The organism is Virgibacillus sp. MG-45 (genome assembly GCF_036409425.1).
In the GTDB taxonomy this organism is placed as follows: Bacteria; Bacillota; Bacilli; order Bacillales; family Amphibacillaceae; genus LDC-1.
This window is the reverse complement of the sequence record NZ_JAXOFU010000005.1, coordinates 38,270-53,321: the sequence shown is the minus strand read 5'-3', so window position 1 is coordinate 53,321 and position 15,052 is coordinate 38,270. Positions and strand designations below refer to the sequence as shown.

Below are 15,052 nucleotides of genomic sequence, written 5' to 3'. Positions count from 1 at the left end.
AATGAGCGATTTTATCTCCGTTTTCCTCCAAAGAAAAGACGTTTTATTCGAAACGACTTGGGAGCATTTGCAAATCTCACTATTGTCACTTGTTATCGCTATTTTAATTGCGGTACCATTGGGATTAGTTCTAACTCGCTTCAAGCGGATCGCAGAACCGATTATTGGAATGTCGGCGATTATGCAGACAATTCCAAGCTTAGCCGTATTAGCCTTCCTTATTCCTTTTTTTGGAATAGGCAAAGTACCTGCTGTTATCGCATTATCAGCTTATGGCTTACTGCCAGTATTAAGGAATACTTACACTGGAATATGTGAAGTGAATCCTGCTTTAAAGGAAGCTGCGAAGGGAATGGGAATGAATTCCTATAAACGGCTTCTAAAGATAGAACTACCAATTGCAATGCCGGTCATTATGGCTGGTATCCGTACTTCTATGGTGCTGATCGTTGGAACAACAACGATTGCAGCGTTAATTGGTGCTGGTGGGTTAGGCGAATTGATATTACTCGGACTAGATCGTGGAGCAGATATTAATTTAATTTTATTAGGAGCAATACCGGCAGCATTACTTGCAATATTACTCGATCTCGTATTGCGAGGTTTTGAACACGTATCAAGAAAGGCGGGGTTTCAGTCTTTCATCGCAATGATCGTTATTACCGTGCTTATCATTTCACTACCATTTATTTTTCAAGCGAATAAACGAGCAGATCTTGTCATAGGAGCAAAGCTTGGTACAGAACCAGCAATATTAATCAATATGTATAAGCTACTTATTGAAGAAGAAACAGATCTAGATGTTGCGCTTAAGCCTGGATTAGGGAAGACTGCTTTTGTTTTTTCGGCGTTAAAAGAAGGAAGTATCGATATCTATCCTGAATTTACAGGCACAGCAATTGTTACCCATTTAGAAGAGAGTGCAGTGAGTAATGAGGCGCGTGAAGTATACGAGCAAGCAAGAGAAGGTATGAAAAAGAAATATAATATGGTTCTACTAGAACCGATGAAATTTAATAATACGTATGCGATCGGTTTAACAAAAGCATTCGCCGAAGAGAATCAGCTTGAAGAAATAGCGGATCTAAAAAGAGTGCAAGATTCCATTACGGCTGGATTCACATTAGAATTCAAGGATCGTTCGGATGGCTATGTTGGGATGCAAGATGTTTATAATTTAGACATTGGTTCGATTAAAACGATGGAACCGGGCATTAGACAAGAAGCTCTTGCAAATGGAGAGGTCGACATTATTGACGCTTATGCTACAGATAGCTATATGGTAGAGATGAATTTAACTACGTTAGCTGACCCGAAGCATTTATTTCCACCATATCAAGGGGCACCTTTAATGCGCGCGTCTACCCTTGAAAAATATCCCAAGCTAAAACCATTGTTAAATCAGCTAGGTGGAATGATATCCGATGAACAAATGCGGGAAATGAATTACCAGGTTGATTATGAGGATAAGTCTCCAGAAGATGTTGCTTATCAATTTTTAGTTGATCAACAGCTTATTCAAAAGTAAATAAGATAGTATATAATAAACTTCTATTACTACAAGTAACACAAGTCAACAGCTGTACACTAAAGGAGAGAAGGGGAAGAGCTTCTCTTCTTTGTCTTTTTTTATAAGTCACTTATTTTATTGAAAATGACTTGAAAAGCAAGTAACGCTAAGTACGTTCATGTAAACTTTCTATACAAGCTGAATTCAGTTATAGTATACTAATAGACATGTACACTCGTATGCGTACGGAATGATATGGGCATGATAGTTTATATTTTATCGTTTATTATTTTTTTTAGAATGAAGGGAGCCGATCACGATTGGCAAAAAAACCAGTACAATACTCTGATGATTCCATTCAAGTACTAGAGGGACTAGATGCAGTTCGTAAACGTCCAGGTATGTATATAGGAAGTACGGATCATCGTGGATTACATCATCTTGTATTTGAAATTGTAGATAATGCAGTTGACGAAGCATTAGCAGGGTATGGAGATACGATTAAAGTAACAATACATAAGGATAATAGCATTTCCGTTGAAGATAGTGGTAGAGGGATACCAGCCGGTATGCATAAAACAGGACGACCAACGATGGAGGTCATATTCACCATTCTTCATGCTGGTGGTAAATTTGGGCAAGGAGGATACAAAACAAGTGGTGGACTGCATGGTGTTGGTGCATCTGTTGTGAATGCACTTTCCGAATGGCTAGAAGTTACCACTTTTCGTGATGGAGAAATTTATTTTCAACGTTTTGAGAATGGTGGAAAGCCAACCGCAGCCCCAATACGGAAAGGGAAAACGCGGAAATCTGGGTCCATTATTTCCTTTAAGCCAGATGAATCTATTTTTTCTACTACGGTCTTTGATGCTGAAATAATTTCTGAACGACTTCTAGAAGCAGCGTTTTTATTAAAAGGCCTTACGATTGAATTTACGGATGAACGTGTTGACAAAAAAGAACAGTTTTATTATCCAGAAGGATTAAAGGCATTTGTTCAATATTTAAACGCAGAAAAGGATAGCTTACATGAAGTGATATCCTTTGAGGGTGCATTTCATGATATTGAGGTAGATTTTGCATTTCAGTTTAATGATGGTTATGCGGAAAGCATGCTGTCGTTCGTTAACCATGTGCGCACAAGAGATGGCGGAACACATGAATCTGGTGCACGTACTGCGATAACACGAACGTTTAATGATTACGCAAGAAAGAACGCATTATTAAAGGAAAAAGAAAAAAATCTTGAAGGTACAGATATTCGAGAAGGACTAACAGCGATTGTTTCAGTTCGAATCCCAGAAGAATTACTTCAATTCGAGGGGCAAACAAAGAGTAAATTAGGTACTTCCGAAGCACGTTCTGCTGTAGATAATGTGGTTTCGGAAAAGTTAACTTACTTTTTAGAAGAGAATGCGGATATTGCGGGTTTGTTGATTAAAAAAGCAATCAAAGCGAAGGAAGCACGTGAAGCTGCTCGCAAAGCACGCGAAGAAGCAAGAACAGGAAAGAAAAAACGTAGAAAAGATACGTTACTAAGTGGAAAATTAACTCCAGCTCAATCACGTAATCCACAACGAAATGAATTATACCTTGTTGAGGGTGATTCAGCAGGTGGCTCTGCAAAGCAAGGTCGAGATCGAAAGTTTCAAGCTGTACTTCCGTTGCGAGGAAAAGTAATAAATACGGAAAAAGCAAAGCTACAAGACGTTTTTAAAAATGAAGAAATATCTACTATTATCCATACGATTGGTGCAGGTGTTGGTGGCGATTTTGATTTAGAAGACGTGCAATATGATAAAATTATAATAATGACAGATGCGGATACAGATGGCGCACATATTCAAGTGTTATTGCTAACATTCTTTTATCGTTACATGCGTCCACTAGTGGACGCAGGAAAAGTGTACATTGCGCTCCCGCCTTTATACAAAATTTCCAAAGGAAATGGAAAAAAAGAACAGATTATCTATGCCTGGGAAGAGCATGAATTACAAGCTGCGATAAAGCAGTTTAAGTCTGGTTATATCGTTCAACGATATAAAGGTCTTGGTGAAATGAACGCAGATCAATTATGGGAAACAACGATGAACCCTGAAACAAGAACATTAATTCGTGTCACTATAGAAGATTTAGCGAGAGCTGAGCGTAGAGTGACAACATTAATGGGTGACAAAGTAGAACCAAGACGAAACTGGATAGAACAAAATGTTGCGTTTGGTATGGAAGAGGATTCCAATATTTTAGAAAATGAAAAAATCCATTCATAATCGCAATTTAGAGCATAGGAAATAGGGGGAAATTGGTTTGTCACAAGCAGAAAAATATTTGGATCTTCCATTGGAAGAAGTAATTGGTGATCGATTTGGAAGATATAGTAAATACATCATTCAGGATCGTGCACTACCAGATGCCCGCGATGGACTCAAGCCAGTGCAACGCAGAATTCTGTATGCAATGTTTGAAGAACGGAATACACATGATAAAAACTTTCGTAAATCAGCAAAAACAGTAGGAACCGTTATTGGTAACTATCATCCACATGGTGACTCGTCTGTTTATGAAGCAATGGTACGTTTAAGCCAGGATTGGAAATTGCGGAACCTATTAATTGAAATGCATGGCAACAACGGAAGTAATGATGGTGATCCACCAGCTGCAATGCGTTATACCGAGGCACGTTTGTCTAGTATTGCATCAGAGCTACTTCGTGATATTAATAAAGAAACTGTCGATTTTATTCCGAACTTTGATGACACGAACTCTGAGCCGGTAGTATTACCAGCAAAATTTCCAAATCTATTAGTAAATGGTTCAACAGGAATATCAGCAGGGTATGCTACTGATATCCCGCCTCATAATCTTGCTGAAGTCATTGACGCAGTTATTATGCGGATTGATAAGCCAGCTGTGACCATAGAGGAACTAATGACGGCGATGAAAGGACCAGATTTCCCTACAGGTGGAATTATCCAAGGAATTGATGGAATTAAAAAAGCCTACGAAACAGGAAAAGGAAAAATTATTATTCGTGCAAGAGCATGTGTAGAAGAGATGCGCGGTGGTCGTCAGCAAATTATTATTGATGAGATACCGTTTGAAGTAAATAAAGCGAACATGGTTAAGAAAATCGATGAGCTTCGAATTGATCGAAAGGTCGAAGGAATTGCGGAGGTTCGCGATGAAACTGACCGTACAGGCTTGCGTGTTGTAATTGAATTAAAGAAGGACGTTAATAGTGAAAGTGTGTTACATTACTTATATAAAAATACGGATTTGCAAGTAACATACAATTTCAACATGGTGGCAATCCAGGATAAAACGCCAAAGCTGTTATCATTACCGCAAATGCTTGATGCATATATTAATCATCAAAAGGAAGTTGTCACAAGACAAACGACTTATGATTTAACACATGCTAAAAAAAGAGCGCATATAGTTGAAGGATTAATCAAAGCAATTTCTATTCTTGATGAATTGATTGCAACGATTCGTGCATCCAAGGATAAGCAGGATGCAAAACAGCAAATTATGAGTAAATATGAATTTACAGAGGCACAAGCTGAAGCAATCGTTATGTTGCAATTATATCGGTTAACAAACACGGATATCACCACGTTAAACAAAGAGGCGGAAGAGCTACAAAAGAGTATCCAAGCTTTAGAAGCGATCTTAGCGAGTGAAAAAAAATTACTCCAATCCATTAAAAATGACTTAAAACAACTAAAAAAGGATTTTGGAGATCCAAGAAGAACGTCAATTGAAGATCAAATTGAAGAGCTTACCATTGATATTGAAGTGATGATAGCAAGCGAGGATGTTCTCGTTTCAGCTACACGGGATGGCTATATTAAACGAACAAGCCTTCGTTCTTATCAAGCTTCCAATGGCGAAGATTTTGCTATCAAAGAAGAGGATCATCTAGTTCGATTAATGGAAATCAATACAACGGATAAAATTTTGTTGTTTACAAACAAAGGGAATTATCTCTATATCCCTGTCCATGAACTTCCAGATATTCGCTGGAAGGATATTGGCCAGCATATATCAAATATCGTGCATATTGAAAAGGACGAACGGATTATCGAATGTATTCCTGTTCGTGAATTTGAAGAAGGATCGTATATTGTATTCTTTACGAAAAATGGGTTAGTGAAGCGAAGCGAAATTAATGTGTATGAAGCACAACGTTATTCAAAAGCACTGATTGCGATCAACCTAAAAGGAAATGATGAAGTAGTTAATGTATGCTTAACAAATGGTTACTCTGACATATTTATCGCATCGAACAAAGGCTATGGATTATGGTATCACGAGTCAGAAGTACCTGTCGTAGGACAACGAGCTGCCGGTGTTAAAGCAATTCAATTAAAAGAAAATGAGTATGTTGTAAATGGACAAGTTTTTGATGATCTTTCTGAACCTTCATTAGTACTAGTTACTCAACGAGGTGCTTGCAAACGTATGAAACTGCAAGATTTTGAGAAAACAAGTCGTGCTAAACGAGGACTTCTCATGCTTCGTGAATTAAAGAGCAAGCCACATCGGGTAAAAGGATTTATTGTTGGGAATGAAAGTGAGACAATTCATTTTAAGACAAGTCATGGTGAGACACATCAAATCTTCCCATTAGAATTATCGGTAAGTGACCGTTATAGTAATGGATCCTTTGTCATTGATACAGATCATGAAGGAGAAGTAGAAGAGGTGTGGAGAGAAGCGGTTTATGAGACACCATTTACTGAAATAAAGGATGCTTAATTAGAAGAGTGGGTACATACCCACTCTTTTTATATTGCAGAAGAAGTATAGAGTTAAATCTGTAAACCTCGTTCTGGAGCATATTAAATAAATACTATATATTTTCTGAAAAATGTGATAGGATAATATTTGGATAATGGAGAGGAGGGGTTATGTCGGATTTACGCAAAAAAATAATACAGACAGCACTTCCGCTTTTTGAAGCAAAAGGCTTTCATGGTGTATCGGTGAATGAGATTGTGGAGCAAGTAGGGACATCAAAAGGAGGATTTTATCATCACTTTTCCTCCAAGGATGAATTGTTATTTGTTATCCATGATACGTTTATTAGCTATGTGCTTGAAAATGCAGAAAAAGCCAATGCAGAATTTAATTCACCTACTGATAAGCTGCAAGCGATTGTAAGGAGCTTTGTGAAAGTATTTGATTTGTATAAACCGCATATTTCCGTATTTTATCAAGAACATATTTATTTACGACCTGCATATGAGCTGCAAATAAAGCAAAAGCGTGATCAATTTAAACAAATCATTATGCAAGCAATCGAAGAAGGAAAACAATGTGGGGAATTTCGGCAGGATATATCTGTAGAAATAACGGGAATGGCTATTCTAGGCATGGTGAACTGGACGTATAAATGGTATCAGCGTGATGGTGTAAAAACAATTGATGAGATTGGGGATATTTTTGTTGATTTAATTTTGCACGCCATTCTGCATGAACGGTTTTTAGATCAAAACGCATTTGCATCTATTTTGCTATCGCAAAAGTGAATGCATCTAAAATTCTGTGTGAAAAGTCAGCTTCACACAGACCAACCAGTCGGTTTATCATGTTGATTATTGAGGAGGGGTTTAATGAATTTTGAATTGACAAAAGAACAAATGATGATTCGGAGTATGGTACGCGATTTTGCGGAGGATGTTATTCAACCACGGGCAATTGAAATCGATGTGGAAGCACGTTTTCCATTAGATATTTTTGAGCAAATGGGAGAACTAGGGCTTCTAGGAATTCCTTTTCCAGAGAAATATGGCGGGTCAGGAAGTGATACGCTGTCCTATGCAATTGCTGTTGAAGAAATTGGCCGTGTTTGTGGCAGCACAGGATTGAGCTATGCAGCAGCAGTTTCTCTTGGAGCAAGCCCTATCTATTACTTTGGAACTGAAGAACAAAAAGAACGCTTTTTGAAACCGCTTGCAAAAGGGGAAGCCCTTGGTGCGTTTGGATTAACAGAACCTAATGCAGGGTCAGACGCAGGCGGGACAAAGACAACCGCTGTATTAGATGGCGATAACTATGTTATTAATGGCGAAAAATGCTTTATCACAAATGCCAGCTATGCGAAAACGATTATAGTAACTGCTGTAACTGGTAAAAACGAGAAGGGGAGAAATATTATTTCCGCGATCGTTGTGCCGACAGATACTGCAGGGATTAGCATAACAAGTAATTACGATAAAATGGGAGTTCGTGGATCAGATACAGCAGAAGTTGTATTAGACAATGTGCGCGTCCCGAAAGAAAATCTTCTCGGTGATCCATCCAAAGGCTTTAAGCAATTTCTTTATACATTAGATGGTGGGAGAATATCAATCGCTGCATTAGGTTTAGGGATTGCACAAGCTGCGTTAGATAAGTCGTTACAGTATGCCAAAGAGCGAAAGCAGTTTGGAAAGGCGATATCGAACTTCCAAGCCATTCAATTCAAGCTCGCTGATATGGCAATGGAAGTAGAGCTTGCAAGAAATATGGTATATAAAGCTGCCTGGTTAAAAGATCAAGATAAGCCTTTTACAAAGGAAGCTGCTTATGCCAAGCTTTTTGCGACAGAAACAGCGTTCCGCGCTGCAAACCAGGCCATCCAAATTCATGGTGGCTATGGCTATATGCGAGAATATGAAGTGGAAAGATATTTGCGAGATGCCAAGCTCTTAGAAATAGGAGAGGGAACATCAGAGGTGCAGCGTTTAGTTATTGCTAGGCAGCTAGGTTGTTAATACTATTCACTATGTAGGAAGAATTATGCAAGGATGGGGGAAAGTGTATGATTAAAAAAGTATTGATTGCCAATCGTGGGGAGATTGCCGCACGTGTGATTAGGACGTGTAAAAAGCTTCACATTCAAACTGTCGCAATTTATTCGGAAGCAGATCAGCATGCCCCTTTTGTAAAGCAGGCTGATGAAAGCTATTTAATTGGTCCGCCTCGTGTGAATGAAAGCTATTTGAATGTGGATAAGATATTAGCTGTTGCGCGCCAAGCAAATGTTGATGCTATTCATCCTGGTTATGGGTTTCTAAGTGAGAATGGATCATTTGCTGAACGATGTGAACAAGAAGGAATCATTTTTATTGGACCAACGAGTGATGTCATCAAAACGATGGGGGATAAGGTAAGCGCGAGGAAAGCGATGCAGCAAGCAGGTGTTCCAATCGTACCTGGGACGTATGACGCAGTCAGCTCGAGTGATGAGGCTGTCCAAAAAGCAAATGAAATCGGATATCCAATTATGGTAAAGGCTGCTGCTGGAGGTGGTGGTATCGGTATGGAAGTTGTTGCTAACGATACCCAACTAATCAAAGCATTTTCGGGAAATGCTAAGCGAGCACAGGCTTTTTTTGGAGATGGAGCTATTTTCTTAGAAAAAAAGATTGAAAATGCGAGACATATAGAAATCCAGTTGCTTGCTGATACAAAAGGGAATGCTATCCACCTTTTTGAAAGAGAATGCTCGATTCAACGTAGAAATCAGAAAGTTATTGAAGAAGCACCTTCTCCGTTTATATCCGAAAAGACGCGTCAGAAAATGGGTGAGGCTGCGGTAACTGCCGCAAAAACACTTGGATATACGAATGCAGGGACAATCGAATTTTTAGTTGATGAAGACGAAAATTTTTATTTTCTTGAAATGAATACCCGTATTCAAGTAGAGCATCCTGTTACAGAAGAAATTACTGGTGTCGATATTGTAGCGGAGCAGCTGCGCATCGCGAATGGAGATGCGTTGCAATTGAAGCAAGATGAACTTGCAATAAACGGCCACGCCATCGAAGCACGCATTTATGCAGAGGATCCAGAAACCTTTTTCCCGTCTCCTGGACATATTACAAGCTTACATTTACCTGAAGGAGATTATGTTCGAAATGAGGTAGCGGTGACGAGCGATTTCGACGTGACCCCATTTTATGATCCGATGATTGGGAAGCTGATTGTTTGGGGCAAGGACCGAAACGAAGCAATAGCGCGATTGCATGCGGCGTTAGCAACGTATGAATTAAAGGGAATTAAAACAAATATCCCAATGTTATTAAAAATTATTGATTTACAGCCTTATAAGACAGGGAATACAACAACAAGCTTTATTGAAAAACATTATTTAAACCACAACTAAGGAGGAAGGATAAAATGCAGGAAATAAAAGCCACAATGGCAGGAAGCGTATGGAAGATTGTCGTAGCCGAAGGAGAAAAGGTAGAAGGAGATCAGGATATTGTCATCCTTGAATCAATGAAAATGGAGATTCCCATTGGAGCGGAGGAAGCTGGAACAGTGAAAGAGTTGAAGGTAGCGGAAGGTGATTTTGTTAATGAAGGTGATGTTATTGCAACAATCGAATAGTTGATCTATAAATCTCATATTTTACATTAATAAACATGCTAGATGGGCACGTTTGATAGTTTTTCGTGCCCTCTTCAATATGGAGGAGGAGTTGCATGGCAGGATTCGTATCATTTGAAATGCTCCAAACGCATGTAGCACTTGTAACTTTAAATCGTCCGCAAGCTGCAAATGCCATGTCACGCGCGCTTCTAGACGAACTGAATGAGACAATAGAGCAGATTAATACCAATAAAGAAATCTATTGCACGATTATTACTGGTGCAGGAGATAAAGTGTTTTGTGCAGGAGCAGATTTAAAGGAACGAAAAGGAATGGACAATGCGCAAGTAGTCGAAGCAGTTCGCTATATTGGTCATACGGTTAATCAGATTGAAAATATGACCATGCCAGTAATTGCGGCAATAAATGGCGCAGCGTATGGTGGTGGGCTAGAGCTTGCTCTTGCCTGTGATATTCGTATCGCTGCAAATGAAGTGAAAATGGGGTTAACAGAAACAACTCTAGCTATTATTCCCGGAGCTGGTGGGACGCAGCGTTTATCACGATTAATAGGTCGAGGGCATGCAAAACGATTGATATTCTCTGGTTCCCCAGTCTATGCAGAGGAAGCGGTTCAGCTAGGGATCGTTGAGCAGTTATATGATAACACCGAATTAATGGATCAAGTGTTTTCCCTTGCAGAAACCATTGCAGCGAATGGTCCGATTGCTTTAAGACAAGCAAAGCAAGCGATTAATCGAGGCTTAGAGGTTGATCTATCAACAGGACTAGAAATTGAACATTTATGTTATAAGGAAACAATTCCTACGAAGGATAGAATGGAAGGACTGCGTGCCTTTAAAGAAAAACGAAAGCCAAATTATACAGGGAACTAATTTTCAGGAGGTTTTTACATGTCCTATCTGGATGAATTAAGCAAGCGAATCGAAACGATTGAAAAAGGGGGAGCTGAGAAATATCACCAAAAAAATAATGAAAAAGGAAAGCTTTTTGTCAGAAGTCGACTTGAATTACTGTTCGATGAAGATCTTGAGGTAGAGGATGCCTTTTTCGCCAATTGTATGGATGATTCATTGCCCTCGGATGGGGTAGTTACTGGTATTGGACGAATTAATGGCCAGGATGTATGTGTAATGGCAAATGATTCGACTGTAAAGGCAGGCTCATGGGGAAAACGGACGGTAGAAAAAATCATTCGTATTCAAGAAACGGCTGAAAAACTTGAAATTCCAATGCTATATCTAGTAGACTCTGCGGGTGCGCGTATTACCGATCAGATAGAAATGTTTCCGGGAAGACGTGGAGCTGGAAGGATTTTTCATAATCAAATAAAATTATCCGGTAGAGTTCCGCAGGTTTGTCTTTTGTTTGGCCCTTCCGCAGCAGGTGGTGCATATATTCCAGCTTTTTGTGATATCGTCATAATGGTGGATGGAAATGCTTCAATGTATTTAGGTTCACCTCGAATGGCAGAAAAGGTAATCGGTGAGAAGGTTAGCTTAGAAGAAATGGGTGGTGCGAAAATGCATTGCTCTATTTCCGGATGTGGAGATGTATTGGTGAAATCAGAGCAAGAAGCAATTGAATATGCACGAAAATACTTATCCTACTTCCCTGCTAATTTTCGGGTAAAACCTGAGGCACTCACACCGAAGGAAAGTAAAAGGGTCGAAAAAACAATTGCTGAGCTAATTCCAGAAAACCAAAATGCGCCATTTAATATGTACGATTTAATTGATCAAATTATCGATGAAGACAGCTTCTGTGAAATAAAGAAAAAGTTTGCTCCCGAGCTAATTACAGGATTAAGTAGAATGAATGGAAAACCAGTCGGTATTATTGCGAATCAACCACGTATGAAAGGTGGTGTTTTATTTCCTGATTCAGCGGATAAAGCTGCCAAATTCATTCAATTATGTGATGCCTTCCATATCCCATTACTGTTCTTAGTAGATGTTCCTGGGTTTATGATTGGCACAAAAGTAGAGCAGCAAGGAATTATTAGACATGGGGCAAAGATGCTTGCAGCAATGAGTGAGGCAACTGTACCAAAGATTTCCGTAATTGTTCGAAAAGCTTATGGTGCAGGGCTTTATGCAATGGCTGGACCTGCTTTTGAACCAGATTGTTGTCTTGCCCTTCCGACTGCTCAGATTGCGGTTATGGGTCCAGAGGCAGCTGTAAATGCGGTGTATGCAAATAAAATAGCAGAACTTCCGGAAGAAGAGCGCGCTGCTTTTATTAAAGAAAAACAAGAAGCTTATAAGAACGACATTGATATTTATCGGTTAGCTTCAGAATTAGTGATTGATGCGATTATTGAACCGGATTTATTACGAGAGGAATTAACGAAACGCTTTCAGATATACGAGGCAAAGAATGTTCTCTTTACAGAAAGAAAACATGGTGTATACCCAGTTTGATTTGAAAAATTACTGCACTCTCCCATTATCGTTAGATGGAGAGTGCTCTTTTTTAGAATAGAGCATGCTAGAGGATTACAATTCGTATTTACATACAATTTGCTGCTTTTGCACATTCGCACTTTATTTTAATATGATGTATAGGAAGAGCAAGTTAATTCAAAAAGTAACCATTTAATGATACGCTGAAAAAGTATAGATAGAAAACTTTAAAGGGGGAATCTAAATGGATGAACGTCAATTTCGTGATGCTATGGGGAAATTCACAACTGGAATAACGATCGTATCCGTTGATTATAAAGATGAAGTTTTTGCAATGACGGTTAATGCATTTATGTCTATTTCATTAAATCCGCGACTCATTGCCATTTCAATAGCAGAAAAAGCAAGTATGTATCCAAAATTATTGGAAGCAAAACGCTTTGGCTTAAGTGTTTTAAAGGAAGAGCAAAAAGATATTTCCATGATTTTTGCAAAACAAAAGGAAAAAGATCGCCAAATTCCCTTCAGCCAATTACAACAAAATCCGATAATAGAAAATGCACTTGCGATGCTATCGTGCACGGTGGTTGACACGCATAAAGCGGGAGATCATGTGATATTTATTGCAGAGGTTGAGGACCTCAAAACAAATAACGGATCGCCATTACTATATTATGGTGGGAAATATGAGCAGATAAATAAAGCTTAAGATACTTAGCTACTTTCATAAATAAAAAATCCTTCTTACAAAATAGGTGAAGAAGGATTTTTTATTTTCTTCGAATTAACTCCCTTGATTCCTTTATCAGGATTACACTGAACCACTCTCTCTGTTTTTAAACGGCGCTTTTGTACTTTTGTTACTTGACCAAATTTTCTGTAAGTAGTACATTTTACTTATGTAAAAAGCAGCATTGTTTACTGAACGGGAGCGTGAGTGAATGCAGCGTATTCGAACAAGTTTATCTTTTTTTATCATCGTATTTTTTATTCTCATGTTAGCCGCAATTCCGTTAGCCCTAAATACCACATCAGGGAAGCTAATGATCGATTTTCATGTAGTTAGTAGATTAATAAATACATATATTAGCGGAATTGGAACCGGTGATACATTTATTTATCAAGAAGGAATAGATCGCAGTCCAAACTACTTGCAAACAGTAGGAAGACATTTTAGTCTTTCTTTTGTCTATTTGCTAGTTGCTGGTTTAACTGCAGTTATAATCGGAATGATAGTAGCTAGCTGGTATAGTCGATCCAAAAAGGAATGGAGCAAGGATATTATTGGATTTTTAGGATTGATTCCTGATTTTATTTTTATTTTATTTTTACAATTAGGAGTAGTATGGGTCTATCAATCTACTGGTTTCCATATTGCAAGAGTTGCTTCAAGAGGAGCAGATGAACATGCGTTACTTCTTCCGCTCATTACGTTAATTATTGTTCCAACAATTTATCTCATCCGAACACTTTCAGAGGCTACAGCTTATGTCTTAACAGAGGATTATATTTTAACAGCGAAAGCGAAAGGGTTTTCTGTCTTCTATATTTTTATGCAGCATGCTGTCCGCAATATATTACCTTATTTAAAAGCAGACTTACATAAGGTAATCGCAATCATGATGAGCAATTTATTTATTGTCGAGTATTTGTTTAATATTAGTGGACTAACCAGTTTACTCTTTACGAAGGACGGATACCAATATAATTTAACCGTGAATACGCTGTTAACGATGGTCATTATGTACGTGCTTTTATATTGGAGTATTCGGCTTTTTATCGTGATTTTAGAAAGGATTTTTTCCTATGAATAATTTTCGACTATGGCTTGGAATTAGTTTATCTTCGTTTATTGTTTTACTCGCTATATTTGGTCCGCTTTTTGCTCCGTACGATAAAGATGAAGTGGAGCCATCTGGTTATTATTATAATAGCGCAGACGATTTTGGTGTTTATGCTGCGCCATATCCACCTTCTCGACAGCATCCTTTTGGGACGGACGAGTGGGGGTATGATATATTGACCTTGCTACTATATGGAGCTAAATATACGGTGTTTGCTGGATTAGTAATCGCATTTTTTCGAGTTGTATTAGGTTCAACCTTAGGTGTTATGGCTGGATTGAATCGGAAAAATCAAAGAAAAGACAAAGGCATCGGTTTTGGACTTCTTGGGAGCATACCAGCATTTATCATTATTTATTTTGCATTAATCGGCATATCAATAAATTCTTCCTTAAAAATGAGTGAATTAATCGTTCTTCAAGTTTTGTTAATGATTATTGTAGGTTTCCCAGGAGTATATGCAGCAATGCAAGCGAAAACGATGGAGTTAAACAAGCGTTTGTTTATAACAGCATCCGCTTCACTCGGAGCAAGCAAGCTACAAATTGCAGTAAAGCATATTTTCCCACATTTAAAGGGAACGATGCTTGTGATGTTTTTAAAAGAAATTGTTTTGTCGCTTTCACTTCTTGGACAGCTTGGGATTTTCAACTTGTTTTTAGGGGGAACGATACTTCGTCTTGGCGGACCACCTGTATATATTTCGGTTAGTCGAGAATGGACTGGATTAATCGGTCAATGGCGTGCTTTTATTTTTGATTATCAATGGATTTTAATGTTTCCGATGCTTTCTTTTTTATTTGTTGTTTTTTCATTTTATATGCTGTTACGTGGTGTGGAATTGCAGCAAAAATCAAACTTAACTAAACAGCCTTACATATAAAGCATCGGTAGCTAAACTTCTT

12 protein-coding genes are annotated in these 15,052 nt (G+C 38.4%); all 12 read left to right on the top strand.

The features are described from left to right. The first annotated feature begins 1 nt into the window (after window position 1). The 12 genes from SPK86_RS07020 to SPK86_RS06965 all read left to right on the top strand — a co-directional run bounded on the left by SPK86_RS07020 (window position 2) and on the right by SPK86_RS06965 (window position 15,030). The gene (locus SPK86_RS07020; RefSeq protein WP_284140063.1) at window positions 2–1,528 is read left to right on the top strand and encodes an ABC transporter permease/substrate-binding protein; all 1,527 of its coding nucleotides are present in this window, start codon (window positions 2–4) and stop codon (window positions 1,526–1,528) included. Window positions 1,529–1,830: 302 nt separating this feature from the next. Next, the gene (gene parE, locus SPK86_RS07015; RefSeq protein WP_330948985.1) at window positions 1,831–3,783 is read left to right on the top strand and encodes a DNA topoisomerase IV subunit B; all 1,953 of its coding nucleotides are present in this window, start codon (window positions 1,831–1,833) and stop codon (window positions 3,781–3,783) included. 37 nt (window positions 3,784–3,820) lie between these two features. Then, the gene (gene parC / locus SPK86_RS07010; RefSeq protein ID WP_284140065.1) at window positions 3,821–6,274 is read left to right on the top strand and encodes a DNA topoisomerase IV subunit A; all 2,454 of its coding nucleotides are present in this window, start codon (window positions 3,821–3,823) and stop codon (window positions 6,272–6,274) included. A gap of 152 nt (window positions 6,275–6,426) precedes the next feature. Next, window positions 6,427–7,047, top strand: coding sequence for a TetR/AcrR family transcriptional regulator (locus SPK86_RS07005; protein WP_330948984.1), 621 nt, complete (start codon window positions 6,427–6,429; stop codon window positions 7,045–7,047). Between the two features lie 84 nt (window positions 7,048–7,131). Next, window positions 7,132–8,274, top strand: coding sequence for an acyl-CoA dehydrogenase (locus tag SPK86_RS07000; protein ID WP_330948983.1), 1,143 nt, complete (start codon window positions 7,132–7,134; stop codon window positions 8,272–8,274). A gap of 47 nt (window positions 8,275–8,321) precedes the next feature. Then, the gene (locus tag SPK86_RS06995; protein ID WP_284140068.1) at window positions 8,322–9,668 is read left to right on the top strand and encodes an acetyl-CoA carboxylase biotin carboxylase subunit; all 1,347 of its coding nucleotides are present in this window, start codon (window positions 8,322–8,324) and stop codon (window positions 9,666–9,668) included. 14 nt (window positions 9,669–9,682) lie between these two features. Continuing rightward, window positions 9,683–9,895, top strand: coding sequence for an acetyl-CoA carboxylase biotin carboxyl carrier protein subunit (locus SPK86_RS06990; protein WP_284140069.1), 213 nt, complete (start codon window positions 9,683–9,685; stop codon window positions 9,893–9,895). 95 nt (window positions 9,896–9,990) lie between these two features. After that, window positions 9,991–10,773, top strand: a complete 783-nt coding sequence (locus tag SPK86_RS06985; RefSeq protein WP_284140070.1) for an enoyl-CoA hydratase — start codon at window positions 9,991–9,993, stop codon at window positions 10,771–10,773. Window positions 10,774–10,791: 18 nt separating this feature from the next. After that, window positions 10,792–12,321, top strand: a complete 1,530-nt coding sequence (locus tag SPK86_RS06980; protein ID WP_330948982.1) for an acyl-CoA carboxylase subunit beta — start codon at window positions 10,792–10,794, stop codon at window positions 12,319–12,321. Between the two features lie 226 nt (window positions 12,322–12,547). Continuing rightward, a complete protein-coding gene (locus SPK86_RS06975; protein ID WP_284140072.1) occupies window positions 12,548–13,012 on the top strand; it encodes a flavin reductase family protein in 465 nt (154 codons plus the stop codon). A 232-nt stretch (window positions 13,013–13,244) separates the two neighbouring features. Next, window positions 13,245–14,117 (top strand): ABC transporter permease subunit, encoded by an 873-nt coding sequence (locus tag SPK86_RS06970; RefSeq protein ID WP_330948981.1) that lies wholly within the window; start codon window positions 13,245–13,247, stop codon window positions 14,115–14,117. Next, window positions 14,110–15,030, top strand: a complete 921-nt coding sequence (locus SPK86_RS06965) for an ABC transporter permease (RefSeq protein WP_330948980.1) — start codon at window positions 14,110–14,112, stop codon at window positions 15,028–15,030. The genes SPK86_RS06970 and SPK86_RS06965 overlap by 8 nt, the downstream gene beginning before the upstream one ends. Window positions 15,031–15,052 lie beyond the last annotated feature (22 nt).

Coding starts and splice junctions, on each gene's coding strand:
- SPK86_RS07020 (WP_284140063.1), top strand. CDS start 2: ATGAGCGATTTTATCTCCGTTTTCCTCCAAAGAAAAGACGTTTTATTC.
- SPK86_RS07005 (WP_330948984.1), top strand. CDS start 6,427: ATGTCGGATTTACGCAAAAAAATAATACAGACAGCACTTCCGCTTTTT.
- SPK86_RS07000 (WP_330948983.1), top strand. CDS start 7,132: ATGAATTTTGAATTGACAAAAGAACAAATGATGATTCGGAGTATGGTA.
- SPK86_RS06995 (WP_284140068.1), top strand. CDS start 8,322: ATGATTAAAAAAGTATTGATTGCCAATCGTGGGGAGATTGCCGCACGT.
- SPK86_RS06990 (WP_284140069.1), top strand. CDS start 9,683: ATGCAGGAAATAAAAGCCACAATGGCAGGAAGCGTATGGAAGATTGTC.
- SPK86_RS06985 (WP_284140070.1), top strand. CDS start 9,991: ATGGCAGGATTCGTATCATTTGAAATGCTCCAAACGCATGTAGCACTT.
- SPK86_RS06980 (WP_330948982.1), top strand. CDS start 10,792: ATGTCCTATCTGGATGAATTAAGCAAGCGAATCGAAACGATTGAAAAA.
- SPK86_RS06975 (WP_284140072.1), top strand. CDS start 12,548: ATGGATGAACGTCAATTTCGTGATGCTATGGGGAAATTCACAACTGGA.
- SPK86_RS06970 (WP_330948981.1), top strand. CDS start 13,245: ATGCAGCGTATTCGAACAAGTTTATCTTTTTTTATCATCGTATTTTTT.
- SPK86_RS06965 (WP_330948980.1), top strand. CDS start 14,110: ATGAATAATTTTCGACTATGGCTTGGAATTAGTTTATCTTCGTTTATT.